Origin of the sequence: Actinoplanes sp. TBRC 11911 (genome assembly GCF_012933445.1) — a bacterium.
GTDB lineage: Bacteria > Actinomycetota > Actinomycetes > Mycobacteriales > Micromonosporaceae > Actinoplanes.
This window is the reverse complement of record NZ_JABBNC010000036.1, coordinates 21,825-44,330: the sequence shown is the minus strand read 5'-3', so window position 1 is coordinate 44,330 and position 22,506 is coordinate 21,825. Positions and strand designations below refer to the sequence as shown.

The window sequence follows — 22,506 nt, the reverse complement described above, 5'->3', positions numbered from 1 at the left end:
TGATCAGCCCTTCTTACCGGAAGGATCGACCAGCGAGACGAACCGGTCGAACAAGTAGTCGGCGTCGTGCGGCCCCGCTGCCGCCTCGGGGTGGTACTGCACGGTGAAGGCGGGGACGTCCAGCCCCCGTAGCCCTTCGACCACGTTGTCGTTGAGGCAGACGTGCGAGACCTCGACGCCACCGAAGTCCGTGTCGATCGCCGTGTCGAGCGGCGCGTCGACCGCGAAGCCGTGGTTGTGCGACGTGACCTCGACCTTGCCGGTGGTCTTGTCGAGCACCGGCTGGTTGATGCCGCGGTGGCCGTAGCCCAGCTTGAACGTACCGAAGCCGAGCGCCCGGCCGAGGATCTGACTGCCGAAGCAGATGCCGAACAGCGGCACGCGCCGGCGCATCACCTCGCGGGCCAGCGCGACCGGCCCGTCGGCGGTGGCCGGGTCGCCCGGGCCGGGCGAGAAGAAGACCGCGTCGGGACTGACCGCGAGCAGATCGTCGATGGAGGCCGAGGCCGGGAAGATGTGCGTGGTGACACCGCGCGCGGCCAGGCGGCGCGAGACGTTGCGCTTGATGCCCAGGTCGAGGGCCGCGACCGTATAGCGGTGCTCGCCGAGGGCGTCGACCGTGTAGCGCGACGGCGTCGTCACCGAAGCGGACAAATCGGCGCCCATCATCGCGGGTGACTGCACCACCCGGGACAAAACGGATGCCGGGTCGAGATCCACTGAGGACACGCCGACCCGCATCGCACCGCGTGAGCGCAGGTGCCGCGTCAACGCCCGGGTGTCGATCCCGCTGATCCCGACGACGCCTTCGGCCGCCAGCCGCTCCCCGAGATCGCCGGTGGCGCGCCAGTTCGACGGGCGACGAGCCGGATCCCGTACGACATATCCGGCGACCCATATTTTGTCGGACTCGTCGTCTTCGGCGTTGACCCCGGTGTTACCGATCTGCGGAGCCGTCTGCACCACGACCTGCCGGTGGTAGGAAGGGTCGGTCAGCGTCTCCTGATAACCGGTCATGCCGGTCGTGAAGACGGCCTCGCCGAACGTCTCGCCCACCGCGCCGTACGCGGTGCCGTAGAACGTCCGCCCGTCCTCCAGAACCAATACTGCTTTGCTCACTTGACTGCCTTCCCGTCCAGGACTGTCGGCTCTCCCCGGAGGAAGGTCGCGACGATGCGACCCGGCAGGGTGGTGCCCGCGTACGGTGTGTTGCGGCTGCGGCTGGCCAGCTCGCCGGGGTCGACCACCCGGTGCGCCGACGGATCCACCAGCGTGAGGTTGGCCGGGGAGCCCGGCGCGAGGTCGGTGCCGTGCCCGGCGAGGCCCGCGATGCGCGCGGGCGCCCGGGACATGCGCTCGGCGATCAGATCCCACCGCTCGCCCAGGACGCTCAGTACGACCGAGAGCGCCGTCTCCAGCCCGACCATGCCGGGCCGGGCGTACGCCCACTCGCACTCCTTGTCCTGAACGGCGTGCGGCGCGTGGTCGGTGGCGACGATGTCGATCACGCCCTCGATCAGCGCCTCGCGAAGGGCAGCCACGTCGGACGCCGTACGCAAGGGGGGATTGACCTTGAAAACCGGGTCGTAGGACGCCGCCAGCTCGTCGGTGAGCAGCAGGTGGTGCGGGGTGACCTCGGCCGTCACGCGGACGCCGCGCGCCTTGGCCTGGCGCAGCACCTCGACCGAACCCGCCGTGGACACGTGACAGACGTGCAGCCGGCTGCCGACGTGCTCGGCCAGCAGCACGTCGCGCGCGATGATCGCCTCCTCCGCGACCGCGGGCCAGCCGGTGAGGCCGAGACGCGTGCTGACCTCGCCCTCGTGCATCTGCGCGCCCTCGGTCAGCCGCGGCTCCTCGGCGTGCTGGGCGATGATGCCGTCGAACGCCTTCACGTACTCGAGGGCGCGGCGCATCAGGCGCGGGTCGGCGACGCAGTGCCCGTCGTCCGAGAAGATCCGCACGCCGGCCGCCGAGCTGGCCATCGCGCCGAGCTCGGCCATCTGCTTGCCGGCCAGCCCGACCGTGACCGCGCCGATCGGCTGCACGTCGACCAGCCCGGCCTCGCGACCGAGCCGCCAGACCTGCTCGACGACGCCGGCCGTATCGGCGACCGGAGACGTGTTGGCCATCGCGAAGACCGCCGTGTAACCGCCCAGGGCGGCGGCGCGGGAGCCGGTCTCGACGGTTTCGGCGTCTTCGCGGCCCGGCTCGCGCAGGTGCGTGTGCAGGTCGACGAGGCCCGGGAGGGCGACCAGGCCGTCCGCGTCGACAACTTCCGAAACACCCGATTTATCCGAGGAAATCACTCCATCACGGACAACCAGATCAACGGGCGAGGCGCCGAGAACGGAAACACCCTTCAAGACGTACGCGGTCATGCTGTGCCTCCGTTGGCGTGCTCTCCTGGCCCTGCGAACGCTTCGCTGACTCCGGTGCAGTCGATCACGCCTTGCCCCCCAGAAGCAGGTAGAGGACCGCCATGCGGGCCGAGACCCCGTTGGCGACCTGTTCGACGATGGTGGATCGGGACGAGTCGGCGACCTCGGGCGCGATCTCCATCCCCCGGTTCATCGGGCCGGGATGCATGACGATCGCGTGCTCGGGCAGCCTGCGCATGCGCGCGAGATCGAGACCGTAGCGCCGGCTGTACTCCCGGGCGGACGGGAAGAACGAGTCCTGCATGCGCTCGGTCTGCACCCTCAACATCATCACCACATCCATGTCGGGCAGGACGCTATCGAGGTCGTACGACACTTTTGTTGATCTCGAAAGAGCGGCCACGTCCAGCGGGATCAGGGTGGGCGGGCCGACCAGCGTGACCGACGCCCCCAGCGTTGTGAGAAGGAGCACATTGGAGCGTGCGACGCGGCTGTGCAGGACGTCCCCGACGATCGCGACCCGCAGCCCGTCGAGCCGGCCCAGCCGCGACCGCATCGTGTACGCGTCCAGCAGCGCCTGCGTCGGATGCTCGTGCGTGCCGTCGCCCGCGTTGATCACCGAGCCGTCCACCCAGGCGGCGAGCCGGTGCGGCGCCCCGCTTGCTTGATGCCTAATCACGACCGCGTCGGCGCCCATGGCCTGCAATGTCAGCGCGGTGTCCTTGAGGCTTTCGCCCTTCGACACGCTGGAGCCCTTGGCCGAGAAATTGATCACGTCGGCGGACAGTCGTTTCGCGGCGGCCTCGAACGAGATCCGGGTCCGCGTCGAATCCTCGTAGAAGAGGTTGACCACGGTCCGGCCGCGCAGCGTCGGCAGCTTCTTAACCTCGCGTCCGGCCAGGCTGGCCATCTCTCCCGCGGTGTCCAGGATCAACGTGGCGGTGGCCGCGTCCAGGTCGGCGGCCGAGCGCAGATGCTTGATCACCGGACGCCTCCCGTCAGCTTGACCTCGTCCAGGCCATCCGTCTCGGTCAGTGAGACACGAACGCTCTCGGACAACGCGGTCGGAATGTTCTTGCCCACATAATCGGCGCGGATCGGCAGCTGCCGGTGCCCACGATCGACAAGCACGGCGAGCTGCACCGAACTGGGCCGGCCCTGATCGTTCAGCGCGTCCAGCGCGGCGCGCACCGTACGGCCGGAAAACAGCACGTCATCGACCAGAATGACCTTCCGCCCGTCGATCCCGCCGGCCGGGATCTCGGTCTTGCCGAGGGCCCGCGTGGCATGCAGCCGGAGATCGTCGCGGTAGAGAGTGATGTCCAGCGCACCCACCGGCACATCGATGCCTTCGAATGCGTGTATGCGGGTCGCAAGCCGTCTGGCCAGCGGAACTCCGCGAGTGGGGATCCCTAGAAGGACAGTGCCGGTGGCACCGGACGTCTTCTCCAGGATCTGATGAGCGATGCGATCGACGACCCGCTGCAGGTCGGAGCCGCTCAAAATGACTTTGCTGACCGTGTCGGCACGTGGCTGTGCCACGTCTGACCTCCTTCCCCGCCTCACTGGACGGGTCTTTAAAGGACGTCCGGGACAACCCCGACTTCGGGTGCCCCGATGGCTGACGCTACGTTACCAGTGGACGCGGCGATGATCACGGTGACGTGCCCGACCCGAGAATCAGGCGGACGAATCCGGCAAGTCTCCCGGGTGCGCTGCGACTCATCGGTAACCGACACTTGACCGGCGGTCGCAAACTCCGTACCGTCACGCTGCGTAGCGATCGCGGAGGAAGAACCCTCCGGGCCTTGCACAGTGGGAGTGTTCCGAATGCCGTCTGAGTACGCCAAGTCGTTGGGCGCCCGCCTGCGCTCGATTCGTCAGCAGCAGGGCCTGTCCCTGCAGGGCGTCGAAGAGAAGTCGAACGGCCGGTGGAAGGCCGTCGTCGTGGGCTCGTACGAGCGAGGTGACCGCGCGGTCACCGTCTCGCGCCTCGCCGAGCTTGCCGACTTCTACCGCGTGCCCGTCTCGGAGCTGCTGCCCGACGGCAGCGGTGTCCGCCTCGAGGCCACCAACAAGATCGTGCTGGACCTGGAAAAGCTGTACGACACCACGGGCGAGGACCTCGCCTACGTCGCACGCTATGCCCGGGCGATCCAGCAGCAGCGCGGCGACTACAACGGCCGCGTCCTGTCCATCCGCGCCGACGACCTGCGCGCGCTGGCCATCGTGTACGACATCTCGCCGTCCGGCCTCATCGAGCGCCTGACCGAGCAGGGTGTCCTCGTCGCCGACCCCCGCGCGTTCTTCGCCAGCTGACCCTCCACCGCCACGTCCGCTCCAGGCCCGCGGCCCGGTCCCCCGACCCCCGCGGGCCTAGAGCCCCCTCTCCCGCCCAGTACGCCATCCCCCAACCGCACGCGACCCCAGCCGCGCGCGCCGACCTCCAGCCGCCGCGCCACCTCCCAACCGCGCGCCACCTCCCAACCCGCGCGTCGACTTCCAGCCGCTCAAACCACCTCCTCTTGCGCTTCCCGGTAGGCATCGCCTCTTGCCCGATACGCCTCGCCGGCTCCCCCAAACGCAGCCTTCGCCGCACCCGGCTCCGCCGCTGCCACCCGCGGCCATCTGCCACTAAAGCCCGCAGCGCGCCCATCGCGTCATCGTTCCTCACTGCCGTTTTTCGCACAGTGAGTGAACGCCCGAAGGCGCTCCGCATCCCCGTTCATTTCCGGTCACGACCCAACCGGCCGCGCGACACGTCGCCCCGTCGGCCGCGGGCGACACCGAGGGCAGCGGTCTCATCATTTGGACATGAACGCCTGCATAGTGGACGATCATCCGAAATGGACGGTCGTTTTATCCGTATCCGGCAGCTTTTGTGACCGCCGCGCACCGCCTGGTTTCGAGACCTTGGAGAGTTACGCCCACATAGGAGCCCTAACTCTCCAAGGTCTCGAAAATCCGGCCGCAGGCACCCGAACCGGCGCACGGAAAGTGGTCAAAGGCGACGAAAACGCTGCCGGTGGCGATCCGCTCGGCGACGGATCGGCTCGGCGACGGACCCGCCCGGCGACGGACCCGCCCGGCGACGGACCCGCCCGGCGACGGACCCGCCCGGCGACGGACCCGCCCGGCGACGGACCCGCCCGGCGACGGACCCGCCCGGCGACGGACCCGCCCGACGGCCGACCCGCTCGGCGGCGGATCGGCTCGACGGTGACGTCACTCTGGCACGGCGGCCGGCGGCAGATAGGGTGACGGGACGCGTCGCCGGGCATGGCCGCCAAGCGCGCCCGCTCACGCAGCGCAGGAGCCGCATGCCCGGTGACCAGGCACGTTGCAGGGGCGATCGCTGCCGGACACGAGTGCCGGACTCCGCTGCTGACACGAAAGCTGGCGGGCACGGCTGGCCGAGTGCGGCGCGGTTGTGCGGTGGCGGGAGTCTTCGGCCGGATGGCCGGGGACGGCCGTGCGGGGCCGGTTGAGCAGCCGTAAAACCTAGGGGGCTCTCCGCTCGCCGTACCGTCAAAACGACTTACGGCCCGGAAGCTGGCCTCCGGGCCGTAGGGAAACCTATCTGGTGGCGAACTCGGCTATGCGGTCGAGGATGCCGTTCAGGAAGCGCGGACTGTCGTCCGTGGACATCGTCTTCGCCAGCTCCACGGCCTCGGAGATCGCGACCGGGTCGTCGATCTCGGCCACGTACAGCAGCTCGTAGATGGCGATGCGCGCCAGGTTGCGGTCGACGACGGGCATGCGGTCGATGGTCCAGCCCTCGGCGTAGCTGGCGATCAGCTCGTCGATGCGGTCCAGGTGCCTCGCCACGCCCTCGACCAGGCTGACCGCGTAGGGCAGGTGGTCGGGGTGGGGCTTTTCGATGCGGTCGAGGTACGTCGCCAGGACCTCGCGCGGCGGCAGGTTGCGCAGGTCGGCCTCGTAGAGGACCTCGAGCGCCCGTTTACGCGCCTTCCGGCGCGCGGGCATCTGTGTCTTGGGGCCCTCTGCCATGGTCAGGAACGACCGAGGTAGCGGCCGTCGCGGGTGTCGACCTTGATCTTCTCGCCGGTCGTGATGAACAGCGGGACGTTCACGGTCGCGCCGGTCTCGACGGTGGCCGGCTTGGTGCCGCCGGTCGAGCGGTCGCCCTGCAGGCCGGGCTCGGTGTAGGTGACCTCGAGGAACACGCTGGTCGGCAGCTCGATGTAGAGCGGGACGCCCTCGTGGGTCGCGACCGTCGCCTCCGCCTCGGGCAGCAGGTAGTTCGCGTTCTCCCCGACGGTGCCGCCGGCGACCGTGATCTGGTCGAAGGTGTCCAGGTCCATGAAGACGAAGTCCTCGCCGTCCTGGTAGAGGTATTGCATGGTGCGCTTGTCGACGGTCGCGGTCTCGACCTTCGTCCCGGCGTTGAAGGTGCGGTCCACGACCTTGCCGGAGAGCACGTTCTTCAGTGTGGTGCGCACGAACGCCCCACCCTTACCCGGCTTGACGTGCTGGAACTCCACGACGGCCCAGAGGTCGCCGTCGAGGTTGAGCACCAGGCCGTTTTTCAGGTCGTTCGTGGTAGCCATGTCCTGCCTTGAGATGTAGAGGTTGTTAAAGAACAAAGGCCGATTTTACCGGCGGTCACTCGTCACCCGCGAATCGGGCCAGGTGGTGCAACGCCAGCCGATACCCGTCGATTCCGAGGCCCACGATCACCCCGGTCGCTACGCCCGAGATGAGCGAATGATGGCGGAATTCCTCGCGGGTGTGGATGTTCGAGATGTGCACCTCGACGAGTCGGCCGCGCAGCATTGAGCAGGCGTCGCGGACCGCGATGTTGTAATGCGTCCAGGCCCCGGCGTTGAGCACGACGTCGGCGCTCTCGTCGGCGGCCGCGTGCAGCCAGCCGATCATCTCGTGTTCGGCGTCGGTCTGCCGCACGTCGACGGTGAGACCGAGCGTCGATGCCGTCGTCCGGCAGAGATCGACCAGGTCGGCATACGACGTTTTGCCGTAGATATCCGGCTCGCGCGTCCCCAGCCGGCCGAGATTCGGCCCGTTCAGCACGTAGATCATCGCGCCACCTCCGCGTACGCCCGCTCGAGCAGGGCCGGATCCGGCCCGCTCAGGATGCCGGGTTTCGCCAATCCGTCAAGAACGACAAACCGCAAGGTGGCTGCCCGCGCCTTCTTGTCGACGCGCATCGCGGCCAGCAGGTCGTTCCAGGCGTCTTCCCGGTACGCCGTGGGGAGCCCCAGCAAGTCGAGGATCTCCCGATGCCGGCGGGCGGTCGGGGCGTCGAGCCGGCCGGACAACTCGCCCAGCGCGGCGGCGAAGACGAGCCCCACCGAGATCGCGTGCCCGTGCTTCCACGTGTACTTCTCGCGCTTCTCGATCGCGTGCCCGAGCGTGTGCCCGTAGTTGAGGAACTCGCGCGGCCCGGACTCCTTGAGGTCCACGCTGACCACCTCGGCCTTCACCCGCACCGCTCGCTCGACCAGTTCCGGCAGTACGTCGCCGCGCGGGTTCAGCGCGGCGACCGGGTCCGCTTCGACGAGCGAGAGGATCGCCGGGTCGGCGATGAACCCGCACTTGACCACCTCGGCCATCCCGGCGAGGAGATCGTCGGCGGGCAGCGTGTCCAGCGCGTCCAGATCGCACAGCACCCCGGCCGGCGGGTGGAACGCGCCGACCAGGTTCTTGCCGGCCGCGATGTTCACCCCGGTCTTGCCGCCGACCGACGCGTCCACCATGCCGAGCAGCGAGGTGGACACCGGCACCCAGCGCACGCCGCGCAGCCAGCTCGCCGCGACGTAACCGGCCAGGTCGGTGACGGCTCCCCCGCCGACACCCACGACCACGTCCGTACGGGTGAAGCCGGCCTCACCGAGCCGGTCCCAGCAGCCGGCCGCCACGTCGACGGTCTTGCCGGCCTCGGCGTCCGGCACCTCGATGAGCAGCGGTTTCGCCCCCGCCGCCGCGGCGATCTCGGCCGCCCGCGAACGAAGCGGCGGCGCGTACAGCACCGCGACCTGAGCCGCGTCGCCGAGCAGGGCCGGCAGCGATCCGTCCAGGTCACGGCCGACCAGGACGTCGTACGGACGGTCGCCGCCCACGGATATCTGTCGCACGGGGAAACATTAACCGACCTGCGACACGGCATGGTCGAAGCGGTGCGAGCCCGGCCCGCACCGCTTCGAACCCGATTAGGCGGCGCCCTGCCGGCCGGCGTCCGGCGGCAGTTCCATGGACAGCACGATCTTGCCGCGGGTGTGGCGCTCGCCGAGCTCGGTGTACGCCTCGCGGACCGCCTCCAGCGGGTAGATCGCCGCGATCGGCATCGACACGCGGCCCCACGCGATCTCGTTGGCGACGATCGCGAGGATCTCGTTGTCGCTGCCGACCGAGCTGCCGTCGCTCTTCACGCCGTACTTCTGGACGGCCGCGAAGTCCGCGATCGTGTTGATCCGGGCCTTGTCCACGTTCAGCGCCAGGGCCAGGTCGACGTAGCCGTTCCCGTAGGTGTCGACGAACGCGTCGACCCCGTCGGGGGCGGCCTTGCGGATCCGGTCCTCCAGCCCGTCCCCGTACGCGATCGGGGTGACCCCGACCGACCGGAGCCAGGCCGCGTTGCGCTCGGAGGCGATGCCCAGGACCTTGGCGCCGGTGTTGCGGGCGAGCTGTGCCGCGGTCACGCCGACACCGCCGGCCGCGCCGCTGACCACGACCGTCTCGCCCTCCGCGGGCTGGACCGCGCGGACCGCCACGTACGCGGTGACGCCGGCCACGAACAGGCTGCCGGCCCGCATCCAGTCCAGGGCCGCGGGCTTCTTGGTCAGGTGGTCGGCCGGGACCACCACGTATTCGGCCTGCGACGACCGCCAGTCGGACCAGCCCACCACCTCGTCGCCGACCGCGAACTCGGTGACCGACGGGCCGACCTCGACGACCCGGCCGGCGAAGTCGCTGCCCTGGCCGGACGGGAAGGTCGCCGGCCACATGTCGTGGTAGGCGCCGACGCGTACCGAAATCTCTCCGGGGTTGATGCCCGCCGCAACGACCTCGACCAGGATCTGGTCGGCGGCCGGCTGCGGCGCCTCGACGTCCTCGACCTTCAGGACGTCCACGTCGCCGTACTTCTCGAATCGAACCGCTCGTGACATGAGGACAGTCTTACCCGCATTGGCCTGCGCAAACAGAGTTCCGTGAATCACTGCGATTTGAGCAGCCCGGCCACTTCCGCCGCGATGTCCTCCGGTGTACGCCCGTCCGTGGCGACCGTGTGCGTGGCGACCGAGGCGTAGAGGGGTCGTCGCTGGTCGAGCAGGTGTTTGAGCGTGGCCCTCGGGTTGATCGACAGCATCGGCCGGCCCGCGCCGAGCCCGACCCGCTTGACCGCGTCGGACAGCTCCACCGACAGGAACACCACGGTGGGCTCGCGCAGCAGGTCCCGGGTCTGCTCGTTCATGATCGCGCCGCCGCCCAGCGCGAGCACGCCGTCGAAGCTGCCGAGCGCCTCCGCGATCGCCTCGCGTTCCATCGCCCGGAACGCGTCCTCACCGTCGTCGAAGAAGATCTCCGGGATCGGCTTGCCGGCCCGCTCCTCGATGATCGCGTCGGCGTCCAGGAACGGGACGCCGAGCAGTTCGGCGACCGCGGCGCCGATGGTGGTCTTGCCGGCGCCGGGCGCGCCCACGATTACCGCGAGGGGGGCCATCAGCGGATCACCAGACTTTCCAGATAGCCGGCCAGGTTGCGGCGGATCTCGGCGACCGAGTCACCGCCGAATTTCTCCACCGCGGCCTCGGCCAGGACCAGCGCCACCATCGCCTCGGCGACGACCGCGCCGGCCGGCACCGCGGCCACGTCGGAGCGCTGGTTGATCGCGGTGGCCGCCTCGCCGGTGACGACGTCGACGGTCTGCAGCGCCCGGTTCAGCGAGGAGATCGGCTTGAGCGCGGCGCGCACCCGCAACGGTTCGCCGTTGGTGATGCCGCCTTCCAGCCCGCCGGCCCGGTCGGTGACCCGCCGGACGCCGTCCGGGGTCGGGATGATCTCGTCGTGCGCCACCGAGCCGCGCGAGCGGGCCTGGGTGAACCCGTCACCGATCTCCACCCCCTTGACCGACTGGATGGACATCAGGGCGGCGGCGAGCCGGGCGTCCAGCTTGCGGTCCCATTGCACATGCGACCCCAGACCCGGTGGTACGCCGTACGCCAGCACCTCGACGATGCCGCCCAGCGTGTCCGCGTCCTTCTTCGCCGCGTCCACCTCGGCGACCATCCGCGCGCTCGCCTCCGGGTCGAGGCAGCGCAGCGGGTCGGCGTCGATGCGGTCGGCGTCCTCGGGCGTCGGGACCAGCCCGGCCTTCGCGGTCACCGAGCCGAGCTCGATCACGTGCGAGACGATCTCGATGCCCAGGGCCTGCTTGAGCAGCGCCTTCGCGACCACGCCGATGGCGACCCGGGCGGCCGTCTCGCGGGCCGACGCGCGTTCCAGGATCGGCCGGGCGTCGGTGTGCCCGTACTTCTGCATGCCGGCCAGGTCGGCGTGGCCGGGCCGGGGCCGGGTGAGCGGGGCGTTGCGGGCCTGCTCGGCCAGCTCCGCCTCGTCGACCGGGTCGGCCGCCATCACCGTCTCCCACTTGGGCCACTCGCTGTTGCCGACCCGGATCGCGACCGGGCTGCCCAGCGTCTTGCCGTGCCGGAGGCCGCCGATGACCTCGACCGCGTCCTGCTCGAACTTCATGCGCGCGCCGCGGCCGTAACCGAGGCGGCGCCGGGCGAGATCACGCCCGATCTGCTCGGTGGTCAACTCGACCCCGGCCGGGACGCCCTCGAGCATCGCGACCAGTGCGGGACCATGGGATTCACCTGCGGTAAGCCAGCGCAACACGGGTCATAGTCTGGCACGCGCCGCGGCGGCTGCCAGCAATGCCTCGCGCATCGCCGCCTCCGGGGCCGCCGGGACGCCGGTGAACTGTTCGAACTGGCTCAGCGCCTGGGCCAGGAGCAGGTCGAGCCCGGACGCCACGGCGAGCCCCTGCGCCTGCGCGGAGGCCGCCAGCGGGGTCGGCCACGGATCGTAGAGCGCATCGAACAAGATCGTTCCCGCTCGCCACTTCGCCTCGGCGGCGAGCTGGTCGGCGGCGCCCTTGGGGACCGTGGCGATGACCGCGTCGGCGTCCAGGGTCGCGGCCGCGTCGGCCCAGCCGGCGCCGGCGATCCGGACACCGAGCGCGTCCGCGGCCGGTTTCAATGAAGCGCGCGCTTGCGGCCGGCGGGTTACCACGGTCACCTCGCGGGCGCCCAACCGAGCCGCGGCGGCCAGGGCGGCGCGTGCGGTGCCGCCGCCGCCGAGCACGGTGATCGACGGCTGCGGCGGCAGGCCCGCGTCGTTCAGCACCCGGACCATGCCGGGGACGTCCGTGTTGTCCGCGTACCAGGAGCCGTCGTCACGGCGTACGAGAGTGTTGGCCGCACCGGTCGCCGTCGCCGTGGGTGACGCCTCGGCAGCCAGGCCGAGCGCCACCTCCTTGAGCGGCATGGTGAGCGACAGGCCCGCCCACTCCGGGCCGAGACCCTCGACGAGCGTGGCCAGCTCCGTCTCGGCGCACTCGAACGCCGTGTACTCCCAGCCGGTGAGCCCGGCCGCCGCGAACCCGGCCCGGTGGATCACCGGGGACAGCGAGTGGGCGATCGGTTTGCCGCACACGGCGGCGCGACGCACGGTTTGCACGAGGCAACTGTACGGTGAGCGTCGCGCCACCGGGCTCAGCAGGGCGACAGCGGGATGCCGTTCGCGATCGCCTTCTTGATGTTGGCGCAGTGCTGGTCGTTGGTGCTCGCGAAGGCCGAGTGGCCCTCCTTGTCGATCGCCACGAAGAAGACGTAGTCGCCGGTGGCCGGCTTCATCGCCGCCTGCAACGCGACCTTGCCGGGGCTGTCGATCGGTCCGACCGGCAGACCCTTCTTGGTGGCCGTGTTGTACGGGTTCTTCGGATCACTGAGCTCGGACTGGGTGAGCTGGCCGGAGTGCTTCGCCTTGCCGCCCTTGAGCTCGAGGTAGTAGTTCGTGGTGGTGTCGAACTGCAGCGGCATGTCCTTCTTGTACGCCCGGTTGTACGCCACTCGCGCGATCTTGGGGTCGTCTGAGGCGATGCCCGACTCGGCCTGGGTGAGCGAGGCGACGATCAGGCCCTCGAACGGCGACACGGTCAGGTCGTGCTGCACGGTGTCGGCGAAGCCCATGTCCCCGACCACGGTGTTGAACCGGTCGACCATCGTCTTGAGGATGTCGGTGGCGTCCATCGACGGGTCGAACTCGTACGTGTCCGGGTAGAGGAAGCCCTCGATGGTCTTGGCCACCGGCTTGCCGTCGGTGCGCTTGAACCACCAGTCCGGCACGCCGAGCGCGATCGGGTCCTTGGCAGCGGCCTGGAAGTCCTTCTCGGGGATCTTCGTGGCCTTGGACAGCAGCGCGTAGGTCTGCAGGGCGGTCTGACCCTCGGTGATCGTCACGCCCTTGCTGACGCGTGACTTCGGGTCGAGCAGCAGCGTCACGGCGTTCTCGGCGGACATCTGCTTCTTCATGTTGTACGTGCCGGACTGGATGTTCTTGCTCCGCGGGTTCTTCTCCGCGACCTGAATGAAGGCTTTTGTGCTCTTCACCACATCCGAGTCGACGAGGGTGTTGCCGATGTCGGTGAGGGTGGCGTTCTGCTCGATCGCCACCTGCACCGGGTCCGAGCCGGAGCCGTCGTAGTCGGCCGCGGTGAAGTAGTTCTTGACCTTGTTGTAGCCGAGGAACACCCCGCCGCCGAGCACCGCCAGCAGCACGAACGCCATTAAGAACGCGACGCCGGTCTTCCCCCGGCGTTTCTTGCCGCCGGTGCTGCCACCGCGTCGATGACTACGGATGCCGCCCCGGTCGGCGTGCTCGTCGAACGCCAGGTCCAGCTCGTCGATCATTTCTGCCTCCGCTGCGCGTCCAGCCAGCCTTGCAGGATCTCCACCGCGGCCGCCTGATCGACGACCGCCCGCTGGCGCTTGCCCCGTACCCCGCGTTCGGCGAGCCTCCGGGTGGCTACCACGGTCGACATCCTCTCGTCCGCCAGAACGACCGGCACCGCACCGGCCGCCTCCGCCAATCGACCAGCGTACGCACGAATGTCGATAGCTGCGGGGCCTTCCGCACCGTTCAGGCGCACCGGAAGGCCCACCACGATCTGCACCGCCTCGTGTTCCCCCACCAGGCGGACAAGCTCGGCTATGTCGCGCGGCACGGTATCGGGTGCCGCACCCATGTCACGGGGCAACGTGACCAGGGGGGTGGCCAGTATCCCGTCAGGGTCGCTGAGGGCGACCCCGACGCGCACCTTACCGACATCCACGCCCAGTCGCCTACCCCGCGACAGCGCGCTCAAATGGCCACCCTCCGTAGTCAGCTTTCGGTCACCGCCTTCTCCACGGCCGCGAGCAGCGCCGGAACCTGGTCGGCCGGAAGCCCACCACCCTGCGCGAGGTCGGCGTTACCGCCCCCGCGTCCGGAAAGTGCGCCCTTGACCAGATCGGCCGCGGAGAGCCCGCGAGATTTCGCCGCCGCGTTGATCGCCACGATAAGCGACGCTTTGCCGTTGGCACGGGCCGCCACCGACACCACCGCCGGGCGCGCCGTGTCGATCTTGCCCCGAATTTCCTGAGCCAGGGTACGCACGTCGTTGGTCGCCGCTCCCTCGGGTGCCTCGGTCCCGACGAACGCGATGCCGCGCACATCCTTGGCCTGGGCCGCGAGCGTGCCCGCACCGCCCAGCACCATCTGCGCGCGCATCTTCTCCAGCTCTTTCTCCGCGTCGCGCAGCGCGGTGACGGTCTGCTCGACCCGGTCGGCGACCTGGTCGCCGGGCACCCGGAACATCTCGGCGAGCCGGGACACCAGCAGGTGCTCCTTGGCCAGGAAGCCGAACGCGTCGATGCCGACCAGCGCCTCGACCCGGCGCACCCCGGAACCGATCGACGACTCGTTGAGGATCTTCACGAGCCCGAGCTGACCGGAGCGCGCGACATGCGTGCCGCCACAAAGTTCACGTGCGTAGTCGCCGACTTCAACCACACGGACCTCATCGCCGTACTTCTCCCCGAAGAGCGCCATCGCACCGAGCCGGCGCGCCTCCTCCTGGGATGTGATGAACGCGTGCACCTCGAGGTCTCGCAGAAGCACCTCGTTGACCTGCTGCTCCACGTCGTTCAGCACGCTCGGCGACACCGCGCCGGGGGTGTTGAAGTCGAAACGCAGCCGGCCCGGCGCGTTCAGCGAACCCGCCTGGGTCGCCGACTCGCCGAGGAACGCGCGCATCGTCTGATGGATCAGGTGGGTCGCGGTGTGCGAGCGCGAGATCGCCTTGCGCCGCGTCGTGTCGATCTCCGCGAAGCCGGACTCGCCTTCGCGGATCTCGCCGCGGATCACCCGCGCCCGGTGCACGATCAGGCCGGGGATCGGCTGCTGGACGTCGACCACCTCGAGCTGGCCACCGCCCACCTTGATCAGGCCGGTGTCGGCCTGCTGGCCGCCGCCCTCCGCGTAGAACGGGGTGTGGTCCAGGACGATCTCGACGAAGTCGCCCTCGCCGGCCACCTCGAGCCGGCCGCCGTCGCCGATCAGCGCGCGCACCCGCGACTCGCGGGACACCTCCTGGTACCCGGTGAACTCGACCGCGCCGCCGTTGTCGAGCGCCGAACGGTACGACGAAAGATCCGCGTGGCCGGTCTTGCGCGCCTTCGCGTCCGCCTTCGCGCGGGCCCGCTGGTCGGCCATCAGCCGCCGGAAGCCGTCCTCATCGACCGTCAGGCCCTGCTCGCCCGCGATCTCCAGGGTCAGGTCGATCGGGAAGCCGTACGTGTCGTGCAGCGCGAACGCCTGCGACCCGGACAGCTCGTTACCGCCGGTCTTCTTGGTGTCGGTGATCGCGGTGTCCAGGATCGTCGTGCCCGCCCGCAGCGTGGACAGGAACGCCTCCTCCTCCGCGTAAGCGTAGGTGGAGATGCGCTCGAAGTCCTCGGCCAGCTCCGGGTACGACGGGGACATGCAGTCCCGGGCCACCGGCAGCAGCTCGGGCAGCGCCGGGCCCTGCCAGCCGAGCAGCCGGATCGAGCGGATCGCGCGGCGCATGATCCGGCGCAGCACGTACCCACGGCCCTCGTTCGACGGGACGACACCATCACCGATCAACATCAGCGCCGTACGCACGTGGTCCGCGATCACCCGCAGCCGTACGTCATCGGGGTGTGACTCACCCGCCGAGTGGCCCGAGTGCACGCCGTACTGCTTGCCGGTCATCTCCGCCGCCCGCGCCAGGATCGGGCGGACCTCGTCGATCTCGTAGAGGTTGTCCACCCCCTGCAGGATCGACGCGATCCGCTCCAGGCCCATGCCGGTGTCGATGTTCTTGTTCGGCAGCTCGCTGACGATCCGGAAGTCTTCCTTCGACTTCACGTCGGTGATGTCGTACTGCATGAAGACCAGGTTCCAGAACTCCATGTACCGGTCTTCGTCGACCTCCGGACCGCCCTCCTGGCCGTACTCGGGGCCGCGGTCGTAGAACAGCTCGGAACACGGACCCGCCGGGCCCGGGATGCCCATCGACCAGTAGTTGTCCTTCTTGCCGCGGCGCACGATCCGCGACTCCGGCACGCCGATCTTCTTCCAGATCTCGTACGCCTCGTCGTCCTCGAAATACACGGTCGGCCAGATCCGCTCGGGGTCCAAGCCGAAGCCGCCCTGATCCTGCGGCTTGGTGGACAGCTCCCACGCGAGCTTGATCGCGCCTTCCTTGAAATAGTCGCCGAACGAGAAGTTGCCGTTCATCTGGAAGAACGTCGCGTGCCGGGACGTTTTGCCGACCTCGTCGATGTCCGGCGTGCGGATGCATTTCTGCACGCTGACCGCCCGCTGGTACGGCGCGGAACGCTGGCCCAGGAAGAACGGCACGAACTGCACCATGCCGGCGTTGATGAACAGCAGGTTGGGGTCGTCGATAGCCGGCAGCGGGGCACTCGGCACGACCGTGTGCCCGTTGGCCTCGAAATGCGCCAGGAAGCGCCGCTTGATCTCCGCCGTCTTCATCGGTTCCCCTCCGGGGCGTCAAGCCCGTCGTCGTACAGCTCACCCTCGGCGAATGCCTGGTTGATCTGGTTTTCCCGCTCGGCCGCTGCCGTGCGGACGTCATCAACGAAGCTACGCATCGACTCGACCAGGCCGCCAGCGGATTGTGACAGGGAGGTGGCGATACCGGACGGGGTGAACTCGTTCGCCTTCTGAGTCATTTTGCGGACGACCAGGGCGCCGACGGCCAGGCCGACGCCCAGCCAGAGCAGCCGCTTCATGGCGGGATGATCCCTTCGTTTAGCTATTTGCTGCGGGCGGCCTTGCGGCGCTGCTTCATCGTCTGGCGGATCTCGTGCTCCTCGTCGGCCCGGCGGCGGGACGCGATGGTCTTGCGCAGGCCGTAGCCGAACGAGGCCACCTTCACCAGCGGGTTCGCGGCCGCGGCGGCCACCACGGTGGACAGGTTCGCCACGTTCGCGGTGACGTGCGCGGCGTGCTCGGTGATCGTGTCAACCTTGGCCAGCTGCACGTTCACACCGTCCAATGAGACCTGGACCTGGCCGAGCGCGACGTTGACGTTCTTCACCGTGTCGTTCACGTCGGCCAGCAGCGGTCCGGACCGGTCGTTCATGTCATTGATCGCACGGGTCGCGGCATCCACCGTGCGGCCCAGTTTCAGGATCGGCACGGCGAGCACGATGACCAGCATCAGAAAGGCGCCGGCAGCGATCAGGCCAGCGATTTCCCCGGCGTCCATCTTCTCGGGTCTCCTCTTCGGTGGCGGGTCAACGAGCAGACCCTACCGTCCGTGACCACAAGTCGCGTCAGGACGCTGCCGGTGTCGGCTCCAAGAGCGGATCGTCCGTGATCACCGGGTCCGGCGTGACCCCGACGAGCGGGCTTTCCTTCGGTGCCGGCTCGCCCCGGGTGTCGGCGATCGCGTTCTGCACCTTGATGCTCACCGTGGACCCGTCGCACTTCTTCGGCGGTGGCCCGGCCTTGCCGGCCAGCGCCGGATCCTGCGCGGCGACCTGGTCGACGGCGCACTCCGGCGGCCCCACCGCGAGGTCCAGAGTGAACTCGTCGCGCTTCCAGCAGGTGTAGGTGCTGGTCTTGGCGTCGTTCGCCTGCTCCGGGCACCCGGCGACCTTCCACGGCTGCCAGCCGGCGCCGGTCAGGGCCGAGGAGTAGGCGGTGGTGGTCTCCTGGAACGGCTTCTGCGACTGCGCGGTCCGTTCCCGGAACGTGCAGTTGAGGAAACACCACCGGCTGCCGCTGCTCTGGTCCGTCACCTTCTGAGCGGCCCAGGACGGAACGTTCATCGAGTTCAGCGAGCTGAAGACCGGGTCCGACGAGGCGGACCGCAGCCCGAACACGGCGGGCAGCACGACCAGCACGACGATGGCGAGGGAGAGCAAAGTCACCAGCCGCAGCCGCCGCCGGGTGCGCATTTTCTCCCGGATCTCACCGCCGAGCCGGGTCGAGGTCTCGGTGAGGCCACCCCCGGCGCGGGCGGCACCGGCGCGGGCGCCGACGATCGGAGCTTCTGGCGGTACGCCGGTGGGGGTCCCCGCCGAGGTGCGCAGCGCGCCGGAGTTCCCCCGGTCGAGGGATCCGGTGCCGGGGCGTTGGTTGCCGGGGCCGTTCGGGCCGCCGGGACCGTTCAGGCCGCCGGGACCGTTCAGGCCGCCTGGGCCGGTGGGACCGTTCGGGCCGGCTGGCCGCTGGCCCGGGGCTTGGGGGCCGCCAGGGCGAACGCCGGGGGCGCCGGGCACCGGCACCGAGGCGGCGCCGACCGACGCGGCACCGGCTGCCGGCCCGTTGACCGAGGCCGCACCGGCTGCGGGGCCGCCGACCGAAGCGGAACCGATGGGGGTGCCGCCGACCGAGGCGGAACCGATGGGGGCGCCGCCGGGTGAGGCGGAGCCGATCGGGGCGCCCCCGACCGAGGCGGAACCGGCGGCGAGTGCGGCAGGGCCACCGACCGAGGCGGCGCCGGTGGCCGGGCCGCCGACCGAAGCGGAACCCGCCGCGGGTGCGGCCGAGCCACCGACCGAGGCGGAACCAGTCGCGCCGGGGCCGGGAATGGAGGCCGAACCGCTCACGCCCGGGGCGGAGCCGAACGAGTTCGTGTCCGGATCATCGCCGGGCATCGGGCGAACCGGGGCCGAGCCGCCGCGCGGGCCTGCCGCGGCCGGGCTTACCGACGCGGATCCGATCGGCGGCTGGCCTCCGGGGCCGGTCGCCGGACCGGGGATCGCTTGATCCTGGCCGGCCGCCGCCGCGCCGCGGCCCTGGCGGCCTTGGCCGCGGGCCGGCCGGTTCGGGCCGGGCGTCTGCGGCACCCGGCCGCGACCGGTTCCCTCACCGGGACGTGGAATCGGGCCGGAGGCGTTGTCGGCCATCGCACCGGCGCGGCCGGGCAGGGCCGGGCTGCGGGCGCCCTGCGGTCCGGGCACCACCGGGGGCGCACCCGCACCCGGGTCCCGGGCGGGCGGCACGTTGGTGCCCGGCTCCCCGGTGCGGAAGCTGCCGCCGGTGCGCCCGCGACGCCGTCCCGAGCGGGTCCTGGGCTCGTCGCCACCGCCTTGGTCGTCCGGCTCGCCGTCGGCTCCGGCGCGAAACCCACCGGTCCGGTCGGCAGGCACGTCGGTGCCGGCGCGGAAACCACCAGTGCGGTCGGCAGGCACGTCGGCGCCGGCGCGGAAACCACCAGTGCGGTCGGCAGGCACGTCGCTGCCGGCGCGGAAACCACCAGTGCGGTCGGCAGGCCCCTCGCTGCCGGCGCGGTAGACGCCGGGGCGGTCGGTGCCGGCTGCCGGTGGTGGGCTGGCGGCCGCGCGGAAGGAGCCGGAGCGCTCGCTCGGATCTTCCGGGGCCGCGCTGCGCCCGACCGTGGGGTAGCTGCCGGAATGCCTGCCCGGGCGGTCTTCCTGCTCCGGGCCGCGGCCGGTCGTGCGATAGCTGCCGGATCGGCCGGTCAGCGCGTCCGAGTCGGGGCCGTCCTGGCCGTAGGTGCCGCGACCGCCGCGCGTCCCGTGCCGGCCGGTCGGCTCGTCGTCGTCCTCGGGGGCTCCGTGGCGCCCGCTCGCCTGACCGGGCCCCGGGACGTCCGAACGCGGGACCGGGCCGCTCTGGCCGCCCGGTCCACCCGGACGCGGAACCGGACCTGTCTGGCCGCCCGGTCCGGGCACCGCGGCGCGGCCGGGAGCGCCGGGGCCGGGCGGCGGAGCGTCGGGACGGAAGCGGTCGCGTCCGCGCGTCGGCCCGGCCGACGAGGTCGGGCGGGAGGCCGGCGAGATCGGTCGCGGCGCGGGGACCTCCGGAGCGTTGCCGGAGAGAGGCACGTCCGGGGCGTTCCCGGAACGCGGAACTAACGGCGTCCCGGCATCCGCCTCGGCGTCAGCGTTGTGGCGGCCGGGCACCCCGGACGCCGGCACGACACCGGCCGGTGATCCGTATCCGCCCTGGTCAGCGCGTCCACGACCCGGTCCCGGTGGGACCGGCCCGGTGGCACCGCGACGTGCGTCGCCGGGCGCCGGCGAAACCGAGGACGGCCCGGCCTGACCGGGCACGGCGCGACCCTGCGGACCGCGTCCTTGGGCGGGCGCGCCGGGGCCGGCGCCGTAAACACCGGGCGCGGCACGCCCCGGTTGCTGGCTCGGCGGGACCTGCCCGGAAGCAGGACGACCGGTCCCCTGGCCCGGCGGAACCTGGCCCGGCGGCACTCGCCCGGGCGCGCGTTGCGCCGGGCCGCCCGGGGTGCGCGCGGGTGAACTCTGGGCCGGGCCGCCCGGCATCGGACCGACCTGGGTCTGGTCCTGCGGAATGGATCCGGACGGGGTGCGTCCTGGGGAGACCGGCGCGGACGGCTGCCGCGGAACCGGCCCGGACGTCTCCGCCTGTCCGTAGCCGGGGAGGCCGGCGCCGTCGTCGGGCTTGTCCTCCGGCGTGGGGGCGACGCGGCCGGACTTGCTGTACCGGGTCTCGCCGTTGAGCGTGCCCGGCCCGATCGCGTTGCGCGACTTCTTGGCCGAACGCAGGTCGTCGAGCCAGCCGGTCTCCTCCTCGGGGATCTCCTCCGGCTCCGGCGCCTCCTGCGGCTGGCGACCGCGCCCGAACCGCCGGCTCTTACGCCCGCCGCCCTGCTGCTCGTCGTCGGGCACGTCGGCACCGCGCGCGTTCACGACCGTTCCTCTCCGGCGGTCTCGCCGCCGTCGTCCGCCGGATTCTCCTTCGCGGGCACCGCGGCCGGCTTGCGCCGGCCCCGACCGCTCGAGGCCTTCTTCTTGCCGCCCGTCGTCCGGGCCGGCTCACCATCGTCCACGATGTCCGCCGAAGACTGTGACGCATCCGCGCCCGCGGCACCACCCGCCGCGCGGTCAACTCCACCGGCCGAAACGCCACCCCCATCCCGCAGGGCATCCGCTTCCTCACCCTCGGTCGCGTCGGTGGGTGACGGAAGTGGATCCTCCCGCCCACCCGGCTCCACCGAGGCAGCGGTCGAGGGCGAAAGCGACGCAACGGCAGATCCGGGCAACGGCGGGGTCGTGGCGGGTGATTCCCGCTCGACCGGCGCATCCACGACAGACGGGGACGGCCCGGGGCCCGCCGGCTCGACCGGCCGGCTCAGACCGCGAACCACCCTGCGCAGGCGGGGCACCCTCTCTTGGACCGCCCGCTCCGCGCCGTGCGGCCCGGGCTGGTAGTAGTCGGCGCCCACCAGGTCGTCCGGCACGTACTGCTGGGTCACCACGCCGCGCGCGTCGTCGTGCGGGTAGCGGTAGCCGCGACCATGACCCAAGCCCTTGGAACCCGGGTAGTGCGCGTCCCGCAGATGCGGTGGCACCGGGCCGCCGCGACCGGCGCGGACGTCGGCCATCGCGGCGCCCAGGGCCGTCGTGACGCTGTTCGACTTCGGGGCGGTGGCCAGGTGGACGACCGCCTGCGCCAGGTTGAGCTGGGCCTCGGGCAGGCCGACGTTCTGCACCGCCTGCGCGGCCGCCGTCGCCACCAGCAGCGCCTGCGGGTCGGCCATGCCCACGTCCTCGCTGGCGAAGATGACGATGCGGCGGGCGATGAAGCGCGGGTCCTCGCCGGCCACCAGCATGCGGGCCAGCCAGTGCAGCGCCGCGTCCGGGTCGCTGCCGCGCATGCTTTTGATGAAGGCGCTGATCACGTCGTAGTGGGCGTCGCCGTCGCGGTCGTAGCGGACCGCGGCTATGTCGACCGCCTTCTCCGCGGTGGCCAGGTCGATCTCGGTCGCGCCCTGCGCCTGCGCCGAGCTCGCGGCGGCCTCCAGCGCGGTCAGTGCCTTGCGGACGTCGCCGGACGCGAGGCGTACGAGATGGTCCTCGGCCTCGGTGGCGAGCGTGACGGCACCGGCCAGGCCGCGGGGATCGGTGAGGGCGCGGCGCACCAGGAGGCGTACGTCGTCGTCGGTCAACTGGTGCAGCGTGAGCAGCACGCAGCGCGAGAGCAAAGGCGAAATAACCGAAAAATACGGGTTTTCCGTGGTGGCGGCGAGCAGCGTGACGGTCCGGTCCTCGACCGCGGCCAGCAGCGAATCCTGCTGGGTCTTACTGAAACGGTGCACCTCGTCGATGAACAGCACCGTCGGCGGGCCACCGTGGCGGCGCTCGCGACGAGCGGTGTCGATCACCGCGCGGACGTCCTTGACCCCGGCTGACAGCGCCGACATCGCGACGAACTTGCGGTCGGTGGCGCTGGCGACCAGGTGCGCGATGGTGGTCTTGCCGGTGCCCGGCGGGCCCCACAGGATCACCGACATCGGGCTGGTGCCGGTGACCAGCTGACGCAGCGGCGCACCGGGCGCGAGCAGATGCTTCTGACCGACCAGCTCGTCGAGGCTGGCCGGGCGCATCCGCACCGGCAACGGCGAATCGGCGGACGGCGCCGTGAAAGCGGACGGCGCCGTATAAGCCGACGGCGCGGTAAGGGCCGACGCGTCGCCGGGCGGAGTCAGCGAGAACAGACCGTCCGTTTCCATCGCCGACGACAGTACCGGCCCGCCCCG

At 70.8% G+C, this 22,506-nt stretch carries 20 protein-coding genes; 1 reads left to right on the top strand and 19 read right to left on the bottom strand.

Annotation, left to right across the window (positions count from 1 at the left end; all coding sequences use genetic code 11):
* Positions 1–3: 3 nt before the first annotated feature.
* The 4 genes from carA to pyrR form a co-directional block, all read right to left on the bottom strand.
* On the bottom strand, positions 4–1,119 hold the full coding sequence (gene carA, locus HH310_RS34675; RefSeq protein WP_169179962.1) for a glutamine-hydrolyzing carbamoyl-phosphate synthase small subunit: 1,116 nt from the start codon (positions 1,117–1,119) through the stop codon (positions 4–6).
* Positions 1,116–2,381 (bottom strand): dihydroorotase, encoded by a 1,266-nt coding sequence (locus tag HH310_RS34670; protein ID WP_169179961.1) that lies wholly within the window; start codon positions 2,379–2,381, stop codon positions 1,116–1,118. The genes carA and HH310_RS34670 overlap by 4 nt, the downstream gene beginning before the upstream one ends.
* 64 nt (positions 2,382–2,445) lie before the next feature.
* Entirely contained in the window at positions 2,446–3,366 is a 921-nt protein-coding gene (locus HH310_RS34665) for an aspartate carbamoyltransferase catalytic subunit (RefSeq protein WP_169179960.1), read from the bottom strand.
* Positions 3,363–3,923, bottom strand: a complete 561-nt coding sequence (gene pyrR, locus HH310_RS34660; protein WP_169179959.1) for a bifunctional pyr operon transcriptional regulator/uracil phosphoribosyltransferase PyrR — start codon at positions 3,921–3,923, stop codon at positions 3,363–3,365. The genes HH310_RS34665 and pyrR overlap by 4 nt, the downstream gene beginning before the upstream one ends.
* A 288-nt stretch (positions 3,924–4,211) precedes the next feature.
* Between pyrR and HH310_RS34655 the strand changes: the two genes are divergently transcribed.
* Positions 4,212–4,700 (top strand): transcriptional regulator, encoded by a 489-nt coding sequence (locus HH310_RS34655; RefSeq protein ID WP_020517563.1) that lies wholly within the window; start codon positions 4,212–4,214, stop codon positions 4,698–4,700.
* 1,257 nt (positions 4,701–5,957) lie between these two features.
* On the opposite strand, the gene nusB is transcribed toward HH310_RS34655, so the two are convergent.
* The 15 genes from nusB to HH310_RS34580 form a co-directional block, all read right to left on the bottom strand.
* Positions 5,958–6,368, bottom strand: a complete 411-nt coding sequence (gene nusB, locus HH310_RS34650; RefSeq protein ID WP_211192990.1) for a transcription antitermination factor NusB — start codon at positions 6,366–6,368, stop codon at positions 5,958–5,960.
* Between the two features lie 26 nt (positions 6,369–6,394).
* Positions 6,395–6,952 (bottom strand): elongation factor P, encoded by a 558-nt coding sequence (gene efp, locus HH310_RS34645; protein WP_169179957.1) that lies wholly within the window; start codon positions 6,950–6,952, stop codon positions 6,395–6,397.
* A 55-nt stretch (positions 6,953–7,007) separates the two neighbouring features.
* A complete protein-coding gene (gene aroQ, locus HH310_RS34640; RefSeq protein WP_169179956.1) occupies positions 7,008–7,442 on the bottom strand; it encodes a type II 3-dehydroquinate dehydratase in 435 nt (144 codons plus the stop codon).
* Complete coding sequence (aroB, locus tag HH310_RS34635) at positions 7,439–8,497, bottom strand: 3-dehydroquinate synthase (RefSeq protein WP_169179955.1); 1,059 nt, start codon at positions 8,495–8,497, stop codon at positions 7,439–7,441. Before aroB ends, aroQ begins: the two co-directional genes overlap by 4 nt.
* Positions 8,498–8,572: 75 nt before the next feature.
* Complete coding sequence (locus HH310_RS34630; protein ID WP_169179954.1) at positions 8,573–9,529, bottom strand: NADP-dependent oxidoreductase; 957 nt, start codon at positions 9,527–9,529, stop codon at positions 8,573–8,575.
* Positions 9,530–9,576: 47 nt separating this feature from the next.
* On the bottom strand, positions 9,577–10,083 hold the full coding sequence (locus HH310_RS34625) for a shikimate kinase (RefSeq protein WP_169179953.1): 507 nt from the start codon (positions 10,081–10,083) through the stop codon (positions 9,577–9,579).
* The gene (gene aroC / locus HH310_RS34620) at positions 10,083–11,261 is read right to left on the bottom strand and encodes a chorismate synthase (RefSeq protein WP_169179952.1); all 1,179 of its coding nucleotides are present in this window, start codon (positions 11,259–11,261) and stop codon (positions 10,083–10,085) included. The genes HH310_RS34625 and aroC overlap by 1 nt, the downstream gene beginning before the upstream one ends.
* A gap of 3 nt (positions 11,262–11,264) precedes the next feature.
* Complete coding sequence (locus HH310_RS34615; RefSeq protein ID WP_169179951.1) at positions 11,265–12,104, bottom strand: shikimate dehydrogenase; 840 nt, start codon at positions 12,102–12,104, stop codon at positions 11,265–11,267.
* A gap of 35 nt (positions 12,105–12,139) precedes the next feature.
* Complete coding sequence (gene mltG / locus HH310_RS34610; RefSeq protein ID WP_169179950.1) at positions 12,140–13,336, bottom strand: endolytic transglycosylase MltG; 1,197 nt, start codon at positions 13,334–13,336, stop codon at positions 12,140–12,142.
* A complete protein-coding gene (ruvX, locus tag HH310_RS34605) occupies positions 13,333–13,791 on the bottom strand; it encodes a Holliday junction resolvase RuvX (protein WP_169179949.1) in 459 nt (152 codons plus the stop codon). Before ruvX ends, mltG begins: the two co-directional genes overlap by 4 nt.
* A 17-nt stretch (positions 13,792–13,808) precedes the next feature.
* Positions 13,809–16,487 (bottom strand): alanine--tRNA ligase, encoded by a 2,679-nt coding sequence (gene alaS, locus HH310_RS34600; RefSeq protein ID WP_169179948.1) that lies wholly within the window; start codon positions 16,485–16,487, stop codon positions 13,809–13,811.
* Positions 16,484–16,747: a hypothetical protein gene (locus HH310_RS34595; RefSeq protein ID WP_169179947.1), complete on the bottom strand. Its 264-nt coding sequence runs from the start codon at positions 16,745–16,747 to the stop codon at positions 16,484–16,486. The genes alaS and HH310_RS34595 overlap by 4 nt, the downstream gene beginning before the upstream one ends.
* Positions 16,748–16,770: 23 nt before the next feature.
* A complete protein-coding gene (locus HH310_RS34590) occupies positions 16,771–17,226 on the bottom strand; it encodes a DUF948 domain-containing protein (protein WP_169179946.1) in 456 nt (151 codons plus the stop codon).
* A gap of 67 nt (positions 17,227–17,293) precedes the next feature.
* Entirely contained in the window at positions 17,294–20,656 is a 3,363-nt protein-coding gene (locus HH310_RS44420) for a hypothetical protein (protein ID WP_248294718.1), read from the bottom strand.
* The gene (locus HH310_RS34580; protein WP_169179945.1) at positions 20,653–22,479 is read right to left on the bottom strand and encodes a replication-associated recombination protein A; all 1,827 of its coding nucleotides are present in this window, start codon (positions 22,477–22,479) and stop codon (positions 20,653–20,655) included. The genes HH310_RS44420 and HH310_RS34580 overlap by 4 nt, the downstream gene beginning before the upstream one ends.
* Between the last annotated feature and the right edge of the window lie 27 nt (positions 22,480–22,506).